The organism is Nocardia sp. NPDC004168, assembly GCF_040610355.1.
Lineage (GTDB): Bacteria > Actinomycetota > Actinomycetes > Mycobacteriales > Mycobacteriaceae > Nocardia > Nocardia sichangensis.
In genome coordinates, this window is the sequence record NZ_JBEXME010000023.1 from 18,778 (window position 1) to 35,154 (window position 16,377).

Genomic DNA, 16,377 nt, shown 5'->3' on the forward strand with positions numbered 1-16,377 from the left:
TCTCCTTGATCGGTTAACCCTTGACCGCACCGGAGGTGAGGCCTTTGATCATGTGGCGTTGCAGCACCAGGAAGACCACGAGGATCGGCAGCATGGTCAGCAGAGTTCCCGCCATGACCGGTCCCCAATTGGTGACGCTCGGGTTCTCGGTGTTCTGCAACAAGGTCAGGCCGACCGGCAAGGTGGCGACCGTCGTGTCGTCGGCCATCAGGAAGGGCCAGAGGTATTCATTCCATTCGTTGACCAGCGTCACGACCGCGAAGGCGACCATGGTCGGCCCGGACATCGGCAGCACCACCCTGGTGAGCAACCGCCACCAGTTCGCGCCGTCCATCCGCGCCGCCTCGATCACTTCCGAGGGCAGCGAGAGGAAGTGATTGCGCATGAGGAAGGTGCCGAAGGCGACGCCGCAGAGCGGAACGATGATGCCCTGGAAAGTGTTCCGCCAGCCGAGCTGAGCGATCAGCGCGTAGTTGGAGATCACCGTGATCTGGTTGGGCACCATCAGCGCCGCGATGATCACCAGGAATACCACCGTCTTGCCCGGAAAACGCAGGAACACCAAGCCGTACGCGCTGAATACGCCGAGCACGAACTTCACCGCGGAGACGACGCCGGTGACGATCAGCGAATTGCGCAGGAAGGTCCAGAACGGCAGCGTCGTGGTGGCCTCCCGGTAGTTCTCCGGGTGCCAGCTGTGCGGCCAGTACACGGCGGGCTGCACGTAGATGTCGGGCCTCGCCTTGAACGAGGTGATGAAGATCCAGAACAGCGGGACGCCGACGATGATCAGCACGCATGCCATCGCCGCGTAGCCGAGTAGAGTCACCGCCCGCTGCCTGCGCCGATAGGAAAGCGTCTGCACGCCCACGTCTTTCACTGCTGTCCCCGATCCATGACCCGCACCTGAACCAGCGTCACCACGAGCAGCACCAGGAACATGACGGTGGCCACGGTCGCGCCGTAGCCGGCCCGGAAATTGCGAAAGGACTCCTGGTAGACCTGGTAGACCATGGTCGTCGTGCCGGTGCCGAGCGGGCCGCCGCGGGTCATCACGTTGATGATGTCGAAGACCTGCAACGAATTCAGCAGCACCGTGATGGACAGGAAGAAGGTGGTCGGCCGCAACTGCGGCAGCAAGACCTTGGTGAACGTCGTCCAGGAGCTCGCGCCGTCGATCTGCGCGGCTTCCATCAGATCGGTCCGGATGCCTTGCAGCGCCGCCAGATAGATGACGAAGGTATAGCCGAGGTTCTTCCAGATGTAGGTCACCGTCACCATGAACAGCGCCCACCGCGGATTCTGGTAGAAGTCCGGCACGTCGTGCACGCCGAGCCGATGCAGTGCGTCCTGGATCAGGCCGAAGCTCGGATCGAAGATGAACTGGAAAGCTACGCCGATGGCGGCGCCGGAGATGACGAACGGCGCGAAGATCGCCGAGCGGACCACGTTGCGGCCGAACAGCTTCCGATCCAGCAGCAGCGCCAGCGCCAGTCCGAGCACCATGCTGCCCGCCACCGCCGCGAGGGTGAACACGACGGTGTTGGTGACGATGTCCCAGGAATCCGGCCTGCTCCACCATTCGCGGTAGTTGTCGAAACCGACGAATGTGGCGATCGGATCGGAGATGTTCCAATCGAACAGCGACAGCCGGATGTTGTCGATCAGCGGCCGGTAGACGAACAGCGCCAGGAGCGCGAGATTCGGCAGCACCAAGACCAGGAACAGGGCGTAGTCCCGCCAAGGACGGTGGCGCAGACCGCGTCCCGGTGGCTGCGGCAGTACTCGCTCCGGCCTGGTACGCACGGCGGTGACTCTACGGACCGGAGCAAACAGCCGGTTACGATCGCCCGCCGTCGCGCTGAACTTCTCGCGCACGGGCCAAGTAGAGCAAAAGCCGAACACTACGATCGGCTACTTCGAGCAATTGATCGTAATGTTCGGCTTCGCGCCGCTGCGGGGTTACCGCAACTTAGTTCCAGTCCCCCAGGCCGTCACTTGCGCTGAGCGTGCCGCCCTGGGTGTTCTGCACGATCACCGGGTCGCCGCGGCGCGCGTTCTCGAAGAACCACTTGGCGTCCTCGGTGCTGACGTTCAGGCAGCCGTGGCTGGCGTTGGAGACGCCCTGCTGGGCGACCGACCACGGCGCGGCGTGCACGAAGATGCCGCTGTTGGAGATGCGGGTCGCGTACTCGACCTCGAGCTTGTAGCCCTCGGGGTCGGTGACCGGAACGCCGTAGGTCGACGAGTCCATGGTCATCTTGCGCAGCTGCTCGCCGACGATGTAGGTGCCGTTCGGCGTCTCGTGCTTGGGCTTGCCCATCGAGGTGGGCATCTCCTTCACCACCTCGCCGTTGCGGGTGATGGTGATGGTGTGCGTCTCGTCGTCGGCGGTGGTCACGAAGGCGTCGCCGATGCGGAACGAGCTGGTGGTGCCGCCCGCCTGCACCTGCACGTCGGTGTTGTCCGGCCAGAACTCGTCCGGCCGCCAGCGCACCTGCTTGTCGCCGCGCCAGTAGAAGTGTCCCGGCGCTGACTTCGAGGCGGTGATCTTGATGGCCTTCTCGGCGGCGGCGTGATCGGCCACCGGTTCCTTGAAGGTGATGATGATCGGCTGCGCGACGCCGACGACCTCGCCGTCGGCGATGTTGATCGAGGGCGGAGCGAAGTTCGCCTGCGGCTCGGGCTCGGTGGCGGCGGCGGCCGAGCCGGTGCCGATCCCCGGAGGAAGCGGTTCGGCCTGAGCGGGCGCGACGAGCAGAACACCGGCTGCCGCGATCGCGGCCGACAGCAGGACGCCCTCGCGCATCCGGCGGGCTAGCCGCGCTCCCTTGCGGGGAGCAGGCGACGACCCGGTGTGCAAAGCGGCATGCATAGGTTTCTCGTCCATTCCATCTCTCGCGCGCACGCGAACGCGCGCGTAGCGAGATTTCTTCATTTCAGCGCGGAGCCAGAAGAGCGCCCCACTGGTATCGACGGCCCGACCCGTCGTCCATTCCTACCGTCCGGACGCGCGTCGTATCCACCCGCGTTTCAGATTGATGCAGCACCAGTGCTTGTTGTGGCATGGGTCACAAATGCTCTGATTGGGTATCGAAGCGGGCAAATGTGCCGGTCACGACGGATCGGACAACCTCGGAGCGCGGTCGCTCGATTCGCGAAAGACGGTTCACAGCAAACTTATTAGTGACGAAGCTCACTGACCACGTCGAACAAAATCGGGCGACGCGGACCGGTCGCGATATTGTGCGGCACCGAGAGCGGGACGCTTCCGCGCGCATACCGCGGGGCGAGCCACAGGCTTACCCGCGCCAGGATGGTGGCCAGCGCGATCCGCAACTCGTAGTCCGCGAGGGTCGCGCCGATGCAGCGCCGATGGCCGCCGCCGAACGGCGCGAACTCGAACGGCCGGTAGCGGCGGTCGACGAAGCGGGACGGGTCGAAGCGCCCCGGGTCGGTCCACACCTCGGGATCGGAGTGCAGCAATGGCACCGCTATCCCCATCGTCTCGCCCGGTGCGAGCGTGACGCCGCGCAGCACGAACGGTTCGGTCAGCCGGCGCAGGACGATCGGTACCGGCGGGTGCAGCCGCAGGGTCTCCTGGCAGACGGCATCGAGGTAGGGCAGTGCGGCCAGCTCCGCCGGACCGGCCTCCCGACCGGCGTCGTCGAGCTCGCGCCGCAGGCGGGCCAGTGCCTCGGGTGCGCGGTGCAACCGGAACAGTGCCCAGACCAGGGAGGTCGCGGTGGTCTCGTGCCCGGCAACCAGCAAGGTGCGTATCTGCTCGCACAACTCGTCATCGGCGTCGTCAGGATAAGCGGACAGCAACATGTCGAGTACGTCGGCGGATGGTGTGGCGGGATGCTGACGCCGGTGTGCGATGTCGGCTCGGATCAACCGATCCAGTCGCTCCCGTGCGGCGCGGAACCGATCCCACGGCCCGTGCCCGTGCAGTCCGCGGCGCAGCGTGGGCAACAGCAGCAACGGCCCGGAGAACGCGGTGATGAAGTCCGTCACCGCGGTGGTGTACTCCGCTTGCCGCCGCGGGTCGCGTGCACCGAACACCACCGTCGTGATCACCCGGAGCGTGAGGGCTCGCGCCGCCGCCCGCGCATCGATACGCGTACCCGCCGCCCACTTCTGACCGCTCTCTCCGGCCAGCTCCCGTACGGTGGCTTCCTGGATCAACGCGCCGTACTCCCGTATCCGGGCACTGTGAAAGGCGGGGGTGAGCAGGGCGCGGTCGCGGCGATGGCGCTCGCCCGAAGCCAGGATCAGCGACGCGGCGCCGACCATCGGTTCGATCGGATTCGGACGCGGCGGCTCGGAGAACATCACCGGCGAGCGGAACAACTCGCGGGCGCCGGCGGCCGTCCCGGTGAACAGCACCGCGCCGAAGCCGGGAAATCGAACGTAGAACGGGTCGCCTTCCCGCGCCCTGCGCCAGCGGAAGTACCGATCGAAATCGCTGCCCGCGGCCAGGGCGTGCAGCACGGTCGCGCGCGGCACACGCGGTCCCGCCCGGCAGGCACCCGCCTCGGTTCGTGGTGTGCTCACGTCCATACCGAGAAACACGAGGCCGCGACCGGAGCGGTTCGAAGCTAGCCCGCGGCCTGCTTGTGCTTGCGCACCGTGCCCTGCGCCGTCGCCGCCAGCCGCGCCAGCCTGGCGTCGCCGAGCGCGGTCACCATGCTGCCGAGCCCGTTGGTGACGAACGCGATCGACATGCGGAGATCCGGATCGGCGTACGCGCCGGACCCGCCGACGCCGTAATGGCCGAACGCGTGCCTCGGCTGCTGCTTGGACATCAGTACCGGGCGGTGGTAACCGAGTGTGAAATGAATCGGCACACCGAGTACGTAGTCCCGGCTCTGGGTGGGCTGCACCTGCCCGATCGTCTCGATCGTCCGCGGATCCAGGAACCGCACGGTCTGCTCGGCGCCGACCCCGGGCGGCTTCCGGTCCGCATTGGCTGCGTAGACCACGCCGCCGTTGGCCAACGCGCCGTACATACGCGCCAGTGCGCGCGCGGAGAACACGCCATTCCAGCCCGGCATCACCGCGTCGTGCACCCGGGGGTCGTGGACCAGTTCGTCGAAGCTTTCCGGCATGCCCGCCTCGGCCAGGCCGCGCACCGGCCGCACCCAGGACAGTACGGAGGAGGCGGTGTTCCAGCGGATTCCCGGCGGTCCGAGGTGGCGGTAGATCTTGGCGATCCGGTGCCGTTCGGATTCCGGGACGCGGAACCAGTACTCGTCCATGCCGAGCGGCTCGGCGATCTCGGTGCGCAACACCTCGGTGAACGGTGTGCCCGTCGCCCGTTGCACGAGTTCGGCGACCAGCCAGCCGAAGGTGATCGCGTGATAGCCGGAGGTACGGATGCGCCGGGGGTCCGCCGGACTCTCGGCCAGGGCGCGGACCACGGCGTCGTAGTGCAGGATGCCTTCGCGGCCGGGAACCAGGCCGCGCACCCGGTGCAAGCCGGCGCGGTGGCAGAGCACGTCACGGACGGTGATGTCGTCTTTACCGTGCGCGGCGAACTCCGGCCAGTACTCGGCCATCGGAATGTCGTAGTCGATCAGACCCCGTTCGGCCAGGCGGTGGACGACCGTCGAGGCCACGCCCTTACCCGTGGAGAAGGTCAGCGCGACGGTATCGCCGTTCCAGCGCCGCTCCTTGTCCGCCCAGCCTGCCCAGATATCGACCACCGGCTTGCCGTCGAGGTAGACCGCGAGCGCCCCGCCACCGCGCGCAGGCTGAGCGAACAGGCCGAAGAACTGATCTGCCAGCCGGATGAAACGCGGATCGACCAGCATTTCATGCGGTGCCGCCAGCTTTCCGCTGGCCGAATCGGCGGGTTCGAAGTCGTCCGCCGCCATTGCCGAAACCATGGGGTCACCTCCTGACCGCCGTTAGCCGGGCTGGTCAACCAGGGTAACCCGTTCCATGGGTGCGCCAGAGCCCAAAAGGCGTGGCGAGGCACGCGTCGCCGCTGTCGGCATTCCACGCGAAGGCCGCCGCGCCCAGACAGACGACCGTTTGTTCGGCGGTCTCCACCCCCGCTCGCGACCCTTCCAACGCGATCGAGATCGCGAACGTCCGCATGCCCGGTTCCGTGGTCGAGGTCATGGCGACGGCGTCCGGGCCGAGACCGAGCGCGACGGGGACCCCGCCCGCGCCCTCGCTCGCACCGACGCCTCCCGCAGCGCCGATCCCGATGGCCGTCGCGCCCGAGGTCGCGTTGGCGTAGCCCACACCGTCGATCCCGGTGGCACGGGCCTGGCCGTAGCTATCGGTCGCCGCGCGGCAGGCCGTCTCCCCATCGATGAGGGTGACATCGGTTCCGTGCTCGGATCGGCAGTGCACATCGGTGGCGGCAGCCATACCCGGAACGAAGAGGGAGCCTCCGATCGCGGCGGTGGAACACGCGATTGCGCTGATCAGCTTCACCGGGGACTCCTCTCGCACCAGAAAACCCACCATACCCAGAGCTCTTGGCGGCGGTTCGTTTCCGGCTCCGGCTCGACGTGCGCTCGGTCGATGGTGTATTCATGGCGTGGTATTTCAAGCGCAGCATGGCAACTTCGGATCACGGGGGCGTGAGTTCGCCGGCGTTACAGCTCGGGAGGACTGTACGTGTCTCGTCAACTGACCTGGGGTCGTCTCGCTTTCGCCGGATTGGCCGTCGCGGCCGGATTGTCGCTGGTCGGCTGCACTTCCACGATCAGCGGTACCGCCCAGCCTGCCGTGGACGGGACGATCGACGCGGTGTCGGTGACCAACACGCCGAAGCCGTCCTCGGGCAGGCCGACGCCGAGCACCAGCAAGCCGACGCCGAGCAAGCCGAGCGGAAACACCGATTTCGACGCGAGCATCGGCGACTGCGTGAAGCTCGGCGGCACCACCACCAACGCCACCATCGAGAAGGCGTCGTGCGGCAGCCGCGAGTCGAACTACAAGGTGATCGCGAAGGCGGCGAAGAGCTCGCAGTGCAGCAGCGACGCCGACAACTACTACGCCGAGACCGTCAACGGCATCGAGCAGGGCGCGCTGTGCCTGGACATCGACTGGGTGGTCGGCGGCTGCATGGACGTCGGCGGTGACGACCCCAAGCGCATCGACTGCACCGGTTCCTCCCCGGCGAAGGGCGTCAAGGTGGTCAAGCGCGTGGACAGCGCCGATGACGTGAACGTCTGCGGCAGCGGCACCGGATACGTCTACGACAAGCGCCGTTTCGTCATCTGCGTCCAGGAACTCTGACCCGGACTTCCCAACGCCTGCCTGCCACTAGGTTGGGGTAGGTGAGCACCACCGAGCTACCGCGGCTGCGGTCGGGCACCGGTCGTTGGATCCTGCTGGCCACCATCCTCGGATCGTCGGTCGCCTCGCTCGACGCGACGGTCGTCAACATCGCGCTGCCGCGGATCGGGGAATCGCTGGACACGGACGTCGCCGGGCTGCAATGGACGTTGAACGGCTACACCCTGACCCTCGCGTCGTTCATCCTGCTCGGCGGGTCGCTCGGCGACAAGCTCGGCCGTCGCCGGGTGTTCGTCTGGGGCACCGTGGCTTTCGCGGTCGCATCGGTGCTGTGCGGCGTCGCGACGACCATCGAGTTGCTGGTCGCGGCCCGGATCCTGCAGGGCGTCGCGGGCGCGATGCTCACACCGGGCAGCCTGGCTCTGATCTCCTCGTCCATCGATCGCCGAGATCAAGGCGCGGCGATCGGCCTGTGGTCCGGCTTCGGCGGTGTGGCGGGCGCGCTCGGCCCGTTCCTCGGCGGCTGGCTCATCGACATCGCGGGCTGGCGCTCCATCTTCTTCCTCAACGTTCCGCTGACCCTCGTGGTCGTGCTGGTCGCGTTGCGGCATGTGCCCGAGAGCCACGATCCCGACGCCGCCCCCGAACTCGACGTGCCCGGCGCATTGGTGGTGGCGCTGGCGCTCGGTGCGCTGACCCTCGGACTGATCGACAAGATGCCCGTCCTCGTCGTGGCAGGCGTCGCGCTGCTGCTGGCGTTCGTCGTGATCGAACTGCGTAGCGACCACCCGCTGGTGCCGCCCTCGCTGTTCCGCTCGCGGGTGTTCACCGCGGCGAACCTCGTGACGCTCGCGGTCTACGCCGCCCTCGGTGGCGTGTTCTTCCTGTTGGTGCTGGAACTGCAACTGGTGGCGGGGTACTCGCCGCTGATGTCCGGCGTCGCGACCGTGCCGATCACGTTGATCATGCTGGCGCTGTCGGCTCCCGCCGGGCGCTGGGCGCAGCGGCACGGACCGCGCATCCCGATGACCACGGGACCGCTGCTGGCGGCGGCGGGCCTGGTGCTGTTGCAGCGCATCGGGCCCGACACCACCTATCTCACCGATGTACTGCCCGGTGTTCTCGTCTTCGGGCTGGGGCTCGCCGCGCTGGTCGCGCCGCTCACCGGTGCGGTGCTCGGCGCGGTGCCAGCGAGCGAGGCGGGCATCGCCTCGGGCGTGAACAACGCCGTGGCGCGCACCGCGCAACTGCTCGCGGTGGCGGCGCTGCCCGGACTCGCGGGCATTTCGGGCGCGCTGGGTGATCCCGCCGCCTTCGACCAGGGCTTCGCCACCGCGATGTGGCTGAGCGCCGGGCTGTTGGTGACCGGCGCGGTGCTCGCCGCCGTATTGCTGCGTCCCGAGCGGCACGCACCCACGCTGGACAGCGTCGACTGCATGCCGCAGTGCGCGGTCGCGGGTCCGGCGGTGGCGCCCAGCGAAAAATGAGCGGCCCGAACGCGTCGCTCGCGTTCGGGCCGCTCGTCGGGATTCGCCGGCGATCAGATCGGGATGTAACCCGCCCCGACACCGCCGCGTCCGTTGATGTCGGCCATGATCGCGCTCATGTTGGTCCCGACCTCAGGACCGAAGCAGGCGATGGCCAGGTAAGCGTTCACCATGCCGACCAGCGTCGTACCGACGACGACCGGCGCACCGGAGTCGCCTTCGACCACGCACATCTGGCTCCAGGTCTCGACGTTCGTCCGGAAGACGTCACCCCAGGCGAGACCACAGGTGTTGCCGGTCGTGCGCCCTTCCTTGCAGACGATCTGCGGGAAGCTGGCAGGCGCACCGACTCCGGTGATAGTGACGTTGCCGACCCGGTTCACCGGGGTGATCTTGCCCGGATCGAACTGGATGACGGCGTAGTCGAGATCGTGGTTGGAGTAGGCGAACCGGCCGATCACGCCAGAGCCCCGATCGGATTCGGCGTAGACCTGTGCGCCAGGGTCGCCGCAGTGACCTGCGGTCAGGCCGACCAGACGGCCCGCGTTGTCGTGGCCGACCGTCGTGACCGTGCACTCGAACTGGTTGTCGATGATGATGCCGGATCCACCGCCCAACACCGGCGGGCCCGGGTCGGCGTTAGCGGACCCTGCGCCCGTGCCGAGCAGCGCCGCGCCCAGGGCGACGGCGAAGGCGGCGTTGGCCACCTTGGCGAGTTTGCTGAACATGTCCCTCCAGACGTCGGAAGCCCGCACGATATCAATCTGTCGCACCCATCGTGTCAGTAATCGGTCTCGGGCGCGTCACCACTACGGGGTTGTCCCCACTGCTCGGGGCTTCAATCCTATTTCATACAACTGTGATCAAATGTATCTTACGAGCCCAATAGCGATTCGCTATCGCAATTGTGAAAATCGCGTGGTCGTTCGTGCCTCGGTGATAGTAAGGAGGCGTCGCGTTGGTGTCCGGAAACAAATCCGATTTTCGATGAGAATTATCCAAAGTAATTCGCCGAATGACCGGAAGCGATCGGGCATTCCCGCAGTTCGGCTGTAGCTTGTGCCAGAGCTCGGCTGGTTAACTTTGGTGTGGTTCCCAATGTTCCGCGCCCTAACCATTGCTTTCCGGCAACGGTGAGGAACATCTATGACTGCGATCACAAGTGGATGGTGTGTTCTGCACTACTCCGTAGTAAGGTGCGTCAAGCAAACGAGTCGCCGGGGCTACCAACCGGCGTCGAGGAGGATTAGCCAGTGCAGTCGACCGAGAGTCCACCATCAGGGTCACGGTTCAGTGGTGCGGTCGATTGGACGAGGTCTTACTGGCAAGATCATCCCAAGCGTTCGCTGGAGACCTTCGGCAGACAGATCACGATGGGCTTCGCCGCTGTCGCCGAACTGTTCGTCTCGATTTTCCGCAGGCGCTTCCCCTTCGCTGAGTTCGTCCGGCAGTGCGCGTTCATGGCCAGCGTCTCCGCGGCGCCCACGCTGCTGGTCGCCATCCCGATCGGCGTCATCGTCTCGATTCAGGTCGGCTCGGTCGCCGGGCAGGTCGGCGCCACCTCGTTCATCGGCGCGGCCAACGGCCTCGGCATCATCCAGCAGGGCGCTCCGCTGGTCACCTCGCTGATGATCGCGGGCGCCGTCGGCTCCGCGGTCTGCGCCGATCTCGGCTCGCGCACCATCCGCGAGGAGATCGACGCCATGAAGGTGATGGGCGTCGATCCGATGCGCAGGCTGGTCGCTCCGCGTCTGGGCGCGGCGATGCTGGTGAGCGTGCTGCTGTGCGGCTTCGTCGTCTTCGTCGGCTTCTTGACCGGCTACATCTTCAATATCTTCGCGCAGAACGGTACGCCGGGTTCCTACGTCGGCACCTTCTCTTCGTTCGCGGTTACCACCGATCTGCTTGTCGCTCTGGCGAAATCGCTGATTTTCGGTCTGCTGGCGGCAATCATCGCCTGCGACACCGGATTGAACACCCGGGGCGGTCCCGGCGGTGTCGCGAACTCGGTGAATTCCGCCGTGGTGAGCTCCGCCATCATGCTGTTCGGGGTGAACCTCATCATCACCCAGGTTTACAACGCACTATTCCCGTCACAGGTGGTCTGAGCCGGTGTCATCAACCTATGTACCGCCGCTGCTGCGGCCTCTCCAGGCGTTCCGGAAATCCGCGCAGGCTCCGGTCGATCTGCTCGCCAGGCTCGGCCACCAGGTGTTCTTCCTGTTGCGTTCGATCGGCTCGATCCCGCTGGCGCTGCGGCACTACCCCAAGGAAGTGTGGCGCCTGCTTTCGGATGTCACCTGGGGCAACGGCAACCTCGTCGTCGGCGGCGGCACCATCGGCGTCGTCGTCATTCTGAGTGCGTTCGGCGGCATGACCGTCGGCATCCAGGGTTACAACTCGCTGAACCTGCTCGGCCTGAGTCCGATCACGGGTGCGATCTCGGCGTTCGCGACGACTCGCGAACTCGGCCCGCTGCTCGCCACGCTGGCCTTCGCCGCTCAGGCGGGCTGCCGGTTCACCGCGCAGCTCGGCGCCATGCGCATCTCCGAGGAGATCGACGCGCTGGAGTCCATCGCCATCCGGCCGCTGCCGTATCTGATCAGCACCAGGATGTTCGCGTCGATGGTGGCCATCATCCCGCTCTATTGCCTCGGCCTCACGATGGCCTACGTCTCCTGCTCGCTGACGGTGCAGCTGATCGGCGGCACCGCCACCGGCACCTACCAGCACTACTTCTACCAGTTCCTCGTCCCGACCGACGTCATCTATTCGCTGATCAAGGCGATCCTGTTCGTCGCGATCACCACGTTCATCCAGTGCTACTACGGCTTCTTCGCCTCCGGTGGCCCCGAGGGCGTCGGCGTGGCCGCGGGCCGCGCGATCAAGATGTGCATCATCGCGGTCGTTTTCGCGAACCTGTTCATGACATTGGCGATCTGGGGCGTCAACCCCGGCATCCGGATCTCGGGGTAGACACCAGATGATCATCGATCCCAGTGGGCGCGGGCCCACGATGCGGCAGCTGCTCATCGCAGGCGTGTGCGGTCTGGTCGTGTTCGCGCTGGTGCTCGGCTTCCTGATGCTGCGCTACAAGGGCTACTTCCAGGAGAAGGTCAACGTCACCGCGAACCTGACCACCACGGGTGACGGTCTGCCCGAGCAGGCCGACGTCAAGTTCCGCGGCGTGCTCGTCGGCGCGGTGAAGACGGTCGACGTGGCGGCCAAGGGCGAGCTGCAGCAGGTGCGGATCGAGATGAAGCCGGAGTTCGCCGGCGACATCCCGTCCAACGTGACCGCTCGCGTGGTGCCGAGCAACCTGTTCGCCGTCACCTCCGTCGAACTCGTCTTCAACGGTCCGGCCGACCAGTACCTGCACGAGGGCTCGGTCATCGAGGAAGACCGCAGCAAGGGCACCATCGCGCTGCAGGACACGCTCACCACGGTCCGCAACATCCTCGACAAGATCGATCCGGTGCAGTTCGGCCGGGTGCTGGGCACCCTGTCGCAGGCTCTCGACGGCAGCGGCCGGATGCCCGGCTCCACCGTCGAGCGGCTGGACCGCTGGCTGCTGGCCGTCGACGAGTCGATTCCCGATCTCGGTGTGCTGCTCGGCGACTTCTCCGCGTCGTTCCACGCGCTCAACCAGTCCGCGCCCGAGCTGGTCGACGTGCTCGGCAGCTCGGTGCAGACCGCACGCACCATCGCCGACCGGCGCAGCGAGCTGGTCTCGCTGATCACCGGCACCAGCGGAACCATCGACACGGTGAACGACCTGTTCGCGCGTAACCCGAACGTGGGTATCGAGGTCACCGCGGGCACGAACGACATGTTCGGCGCCCTCGCCGCGGACCCCGACGCGATCACCAGGAGCCTGCTGAACCTCAGCGAGACCATGCGCCGGATGGACACCACGTTCACCTGGGGTCCGCAGAAGCAGCAGGTCTGGGACGCGGGCATCACGCTCACCCCGTACCGGCCCTACACCGTGGCCGACTGCCCGCGCTACGGCGAGATGGTCGGACCGAGCTGCTACACCGCCCCCGCTGTCGCCGATGTCGGCGAGCTGCCGGAGCAGCTGAAGCCGCGCGCGCTCGCCTCGGCCGCCGGGCTTCCTCCGGTGGTGCCGATGCCCGGTCTGCCGCTGATTCCCGGCGTCACCACCCCGGATCCGAACCGCGCCACCGCGGCCGCCCCGACCGGCGGCGCTCCCGCTCCGTTCGCGGGCACCCCGCTCGAGGGTCTGTTCCCCATGCTGCCCCCGGGCCTGCTCCCGCCCGCCGCGGCTCCAGCGCCCGCGCCCGCGGCTCCGGCCGCCGCGCCGGGGGGCACGCCGTCGGCGGCGCCGATCTCCTACCGGGGTGACTCGGCGATCACCGCGCTGCTCGGCCGCACGCCGACCACCGCCGAATACCTGCTGCTGAGCACGATTCTGAAGGGCGGAACCATGCAGGTGGCCGACAACGGTGCCGCACGATGAGCATTCGCAAACCGCTGATCGGATTCAGCATCTTCGCCATCGTGTCGATCCTGGTGACGGTGGTGGTGTGGAACACGCTGGCGCGCATCGTCAGCGGCGACACCTACACCTACTCCGCCACGTTCTCCGATGTGCTCGGCCTGCACGAGGGCGACGACGTCCGCATGGCGGGCGTTCGGGTCGGCAAGGTCGAGAAGATCGAGCTCGGCCGCGACGGGAATCTGAAGAAGTCGGTCGCCAAGGTCACCTTCGTGGTGCAGCGCGACCAGACGATCTACAACGACACCAAAGCGCTGGTCCGCTACCAGAATCTGATCGGTCAGCGGTACGTGGCGCTGGCCCCCGGCAAGGGGTCGAACCCCGCGCCGCTGAAGAACAACGGTTCCATCCCGATCGACCGCACCGAGCCGTCGTTCGACGTGTCGGGTCTGCTGAACGGGTTCCAGCCGCTGTTCCAGGTGTTGCAGCCCGAACAGGTCAACCGGCTGTCGGAAACCTTCATCCAGGCATTGCAAGGTGACGGCGTCTCGCTGAGCGCGTTCATCGTCCAGGCCGCCCAGCTGGCCACCGACTTCCAGCGCAGGGACGCGATCCTGTCCGATGTGATCACCAACCTGTCGGGCGTGATGTCCGGGTTGGCGAAACGAGGTGATGAATTGGAGACCCTGGTGACCCAGACCCGGGCCTTGATCGGCGGGCTGTACGAACAGGGACAGTCGTTGCTCGCCTCGACCGAGCAGATCGCGAGCGCGACCACATCGGTGGTCGGCATGCTCGACCGGGTCCAGCCGAGTCTGCGCACGGCGCAGAACTCCACCAGCGCGGCGCTGACGCTACTGCTGGACAACGGCGCCAAGCTCGACCAAGCCGCGATCGACCTGCCGAACGTCCTATCGGCGGCGGGCAGGCACACCTCGGAGGGCGGCTACGCCAACGCCTACCTGTGCGGCCTGGACGTGTCGCTCTACGGCGTCCTGTTCCCCCGCGGCCTGTTCTCCCAGATCGGTGGCACCTCGCACTCGGCGGTGTGCCGCCCATGATGACGAAGCTCAGGTCCAGGTTCGAGAGCAACCGGTACTTCTGGTTGGGCATCATCGGCGGCGCCCTCATCGTGGTGCTGCTGCTGGTGTCCAGCGTCTACAAGCTGATCGGCGTCGGCGAGCAGTCGATCAAGGCCGAGTTCGTGCAGGCCGCGGGCATCAGGGTCGGCGACAAGGTGAACATCGCCGGGGTGTCCTCGGGCCGGGTGGTCGGCGCCGAACTGGAGGGCAGTCACGTGCTGCTCACGCTGAGCGTCAGCGACGACGTGAAACTCGGCCCCGACGCGCGTGCCTCGATCAAGATGGCCACGCTGCTCGGCGCCAGGTACGTCGACCTCGAGCCGGGCGACGGCTCGGGTCTGAAGGGCAAGCGGATCCCGGTGTCCAACACCACGGTTCCGTACAACCTGGCCGACGTGGTGCAGGTCGGCACCCCGAAGTTCGAGGCGCTCGACACCAAGAAGCTGGCCGATTCGCTGAACCTGATCAACGAGCAGATGAACGGCTCGCCCCAGCTCACCGCCCAGGCGCTGGACAGCGTCGGCGCGCTGGCCAAGGTCATCGACAGCCGCAAGACCGAAGTGGACGCCCTGCTCAAGGATCTGGATCGGGTCACAAGGATCCTCGCCGACAACCGCAACAGCATCCTGCTGGTGATCACCCAGGGCGAGGCCATCGCCAACCGGGTGATGGAGCGCCAGGCGCTGCTGCGCCAACTGCTGGACAACGTCGCGGCGCTGACCAAGCAGCTGGAGGCGATCGGAGCGGAGAACAACGATCAGCTCGGCCCGACCATCCAGCAGCTGAACACCATGGCCGAGGGCCTGCAGAAGAACAAGGACAACCTGGATCGGATGCTGTCGCTCATGCCGCCGACCCTGCGCTACCTGGCCAACTCCTGGGGTGGCAGCGGTCCATACGGCGATGTCGGCCTGCCGTGGCTGTTCCCGGACAACTGGTTGTGCTTCGCCCAAGTTATCGAGGGGTGCCAGGGATGAAATTCCGCACGGGCTTTCCGCTGAGGACCGTCGCGAAGACGCTCCTGATCAGCGCCGCCGCGCTGACGGTCGGCAGCTGCTCGCTGTTGCCGAGTTCGGTGAACGACGCGTTGGGCAACACCCTGCGGATCACCGCCGACTTCGACAACATCGCGGGCATCTACGAAGGCAACCCGATCACGGTGCTCGGGCTCGACGTGGGCAAGGTCGACAAGATCGTGCCCAAGGGCACGCTGATCGAGGTGCACATGTCCCTCGACAAGGACGTGAAGATCCCGCAGGACGCGATGGCCGCGATCATCTCGCCGTCCATCGTGACCGACCGGCACATCGAACTCACCCCCGTGTACACCGGCGGTGCGACCTTGTCCGACGGTTCGCACCTGCCCAAGGCCCGCACCAAGACCCCGGTCGAGCTGGACACGATGATCAAGACCATCGATCAGTTCGCCGCCGCGTTGAAGCCGGAGCCGGGCCAGGAGGGCATCGGCCCGTTGTCGGGCCGGGTGCTCTACCCGATGCTCAACGGCAACGGCGAGAAGATCCGCGACACCCTCAACGCGCTGTCCAGCGCGCTGAAGGTCGGTGTGGACAACAAGGACGCGATCTCCAGCATCATCATCAAGCTGAACGACCTCACCACCATGCTGGCCGACAACGATCAGTCGGTGCGCGATTTCAGCAACCGGGTGACCCAGATGACCGGCCTGCTCGCCGAACAGGCTCCCGGCTTGCAGGCCACACTCGACCAGTTGCTCGCCTTCCTGCAGAACACGAGCACCACGCTGACGCAGTACCAGGACCAGTTGCAGGGCACGATGACCGGCCTGACCAACGTGACCCAGCAGCTGCGCGACAACGCTCGCGGCCTCACCGAGGTCGCCGACCTGGCGCCGATGGTCATGCAGAACGTCGACAACATCATCAACCGCGAGCACCAGTACGTCCGGTTGCACGCGGTGATCGGCACCGCGCTGTCGGGTGAGATCGTCAGCCTGTTCTGCGAACGCATCCAGATGAAGGCCGATGGCTGCCGCACCGGGAACATGCAGGACTTCGGCCCCGACTACGGGCTCACCGCCGCACTGCTCGGACTGACGAAATGACGTACC

Annotated in this window: 15 protein-coding genes; 8 read left to right on the forward strand and 7 right to left on the reverse strand. The window is 66.6% G+C overall.

The window, feature by feature from the left end; translation table 11 throughout:
• Positions 1-13: 13 nt before the first annotated feature.
• The 6 genes from ABZW96_RS29290 to ABZW96_RS29315 all read right to left on the reverse strand — a co-directional run bounded on the left by ABZW96_RS29290 (position 14) and on the right by ABZW96_RS29315 (position 6,450).
• Positions 14-805 carry a carbohydrate ABC transporter permease gene (locus tag ABZW96_RS29290; RefSeq protein WP_355078969.1) on the reverse strand — a complete coding sequence of 264 codons (792 nt, stop codon included), beginning with the start codon at positions 803-805 and terminating at the stop codon, positions 14-16.
• Positions 806-876: 71 nt separating this feature from the next.
• Positions 877-1,806 (reverse strand): sugar ABC transporter permease, encoded by a 930-nt coding sequence (locus tag ABZW96_RS29295; protein ID WP_355078852.1) that lies wholly within the window; start codon positions 1,804-1,806, stop codon positions 877-879.
• A gap of 166 nt (positions 1,807-1,972) precedes the next feature.
• The gene (locus tag ABZW96_RS29300) at positions 1,973-2,809 is read right to left on the reverse strand and encodes a L,D-transpeptidase (protein ID WP_355078971.1); all 837 of its coding nucleotides are present in this window, start codon (positions 2,807-2,809) and stop codon (positions 1,973-1,975) included.
• A 374-nt stretch (positions 2,810-3,183) separates the two neighbouring features.
• The gene (locus ABZW96_RS29305; RefSeq protein ID WP_355078853.1) at positions 3,184-4,557 is read right to left on the reverse strand and encodes a cytochrome P450; all 1,374 of its coding nucleotides are present in this window, start codon (positions 4,555-4,557) and stop codon (positions 3,184-3,186) included.
• 44 nt (positions 4,558-4,601) lie between these two features.
• Entirely contained in the window at positions 4,602-5,816 is a 1,215-nt protein-coding gene (locus ABZW96_RS29310; protein ID WP_355078973.1) for a serine hydrolase domain-containing protein, read from the reverse strand.
• A gap of 109 nt (positions 5,817-5,925) precedes the next feature.
• Positions 5,926-6,450, reverse strand: a complete 525-nt coding sequence (locus ABZW96_RS29315; protein WP_355078854.1) for a DUF6764 family protein — start codon at positions 6,448-6,450, stop codon at positions 5,926-5,928.
• Positions 6,451-6,636: 186 nt separating this feature from the next.
• Here ABZW96_RS29315 and ABZW96_RS29320 point away from each other — a divergent pair, with 186 nt between their 5' ends.
• Together ABZW96_RS29320 and ABZW96_RS29325 are read left to right on the forward strand one after the other, a co-directional pair.
• Positions 6,637-7,260: a hypothetical protein gene (locus ABZW96_RS29320; RefSeq protein WP_355078855.1), complete on the forward strand. Its 624-nt coding sequence runs from the start codon at positions 6,637-6,639 to the stop codon at positions 7,258-7,260.
• Positions 7,261-7,301: 41 nt separating this feature from the next.
• Positions 7,302-8,747, forward strand: a complete 1,446-nt coding sequence (locus tag ABZW96_RS29325; protein ID WP_355078856.1) for an MFS transporter — start codon at positions 7,302-7,304, stop codon at positions 8,745-8,747.
• A gap of 53 nt (positions 8,748-8,800) precedes the next feature.
• Here ABZW96_RS29325 and ABZW96_RS29330 read toward each other — a convergent pair whose 3' ends face one another.
• Positions 8,801-9,475 (reverse strand): S1 family peptidase, encoded by a 675-nt coding sequence (locus tag ABZW96_RS29330; protein WP_355078857.1) that lies wholly within the window; start codon positions 9,473-9,475, stop codon positions 8,801-8,803.
• Between the two features lie 525 nt (positions 9,476-10,000).
• Between ABZW96_RS29330 and ABZW96_RS29335 the strand changes: the two genes are divergently transcribed.
• Genes ABZW96_RS29335 through ABZW96_RS29360 form a run of 6 tightly spaced genes read left to right on the forward strand, consistent with a single transcriptional unit; the run spans position 10,001 to position 16,371 of the window.
• On the forward strand, positions 10,001-10,855 hold the full coding sequence (locus ABZW96_RS29335) for an ABC transporter permease (protein ID WP_355078858.1): 855 nt from the start codon (positions 10,001-10,003) through the stop codon (positions 10,853-10,855).
• 4 nt (positions 10,856-10,859) lie between these two features.
• A complete protein-coding gene (locus ABZW96_RS29340) occupies positions 10,860-11,723 on the forward strand; it encodes an ABC transporter permease (RefSeq protein ID WP_355078859.1) in 864 nt (287 codons plus the stop codon).
• Positions 11,724-11,730: 7 nt separating this feature from the next.
• Positions 11,731-13,227 (forward strand): MCE family protein, encoded by a 1,497-nt coding sequence (locus ABZW96_RS29345; RefSeq protein ID WP_355078860.1) that lies wholly within the window; start codon positions 11,731-11,733, stop codon positions 13,225-13,227.
• Positions 13,224-14,267: an MCE family protein gene (locus ABZW96_RS29350; protein ID WP_355078861.1), complete on the forward strand. Its 1,044-nt coding sequence runs from the start codon at positions 13,224-13,226 to the stop codon at positions 14,265-14,267. Before ABZW96_RS29345 ends, ABZW96_RS29350 begins: the two co-directional genes overlap by 4 nt.
• Positions 14,267-15,265, forward strand: coding sequence for an MCE family protein (locus ABZW96_RS29355; protein ID WP_355078975.1), 999 nt, complete (start codon positions 14,267-14,269; stop codon positions 15,263-15,265). The genes ABZW96_RS29350 and ABZW96_RS29355 overlap by 1 nt, the downstream gene beginning before the upstream one ends.
• Positions 15,262-16,371 carry an MlaD family protein gene (locus tag ABZW96_RS29360; protein WP_355078862.1) on the forward strand — a complete coding sequence of 370 codons (1,110 nt, stop codon included), beginning with the start codon at positions 15,262-15,264 and terminating at the stop codon, positions 16,369-16,371. Before ABZW96_RS29355 ends, ABZW96_RS29360 begins: the two co-directional genes overlap by 4 nt.
• Positions 16,372-16,377 lie beyond the last annotated feature (6 nt).

Bases quoted from the DNA above. Each gene is read 5' to 3' on its own strand.
- ABZW96_RS29290 (WP_355078969.1), bottom strand. From the start codon at position 805: ATGGCATGCGTGCTGATCATCGTCGGCGTCCCGCTGTTCTGGATCTTC.
- ABZW96_RS29300 (WP_355078971.1), bottom strand. From the start codon at position 2,809: ATGCGCGAGGGCGTCCTGCTGTCGGCCGCGATCGCGGCAGCCGGTGTT.
- ABZW96_RS29310 (WP_355078973.1), bottom strand. From the start codon at position 5,816: ATGCTGGTCGATCCGCGTTTCATCCGGCTGGCAGATCAGTTCTTCGGC.
- ABZW96_RS29330 (WP_355078857.1), bottom strand. From the start codon at position 9,475: ATGTTCAGCAAACTCGCCAAGGTGGCCAACGCCGCCTTCGCCGTCGCC.
- ABZW96_RS29345 (WP_355078860.1), top strand. From the start codon at position 11,731: ATGATCATCGATCCCAGTGGGCGCGGGCCCACGATGCGGCAGCTGCTC.
- ABZW96_RS29350 (WP_355078861.1), top strand. From the start codon at position 13,224: ATGAGCATTCGCAAACCGCTGATCGGATTCAGCATCTTCGCCATCGTG.
- ABZW96_RS29355 (WP_355078975.1), top strand. From the start codon at position 14,267: ATGACGAAGCTCAGGTCCAGGTTCGAGAGCAACCGGTACTTCTGGTTG.
- ABZW96_RS29360 (WP_355078862.1), top strand. From the start codon at position 15,262: ATGAAATTCCGCACGGGCTTTCCGCTGAGGACCGTCGCGAAGACGCTC.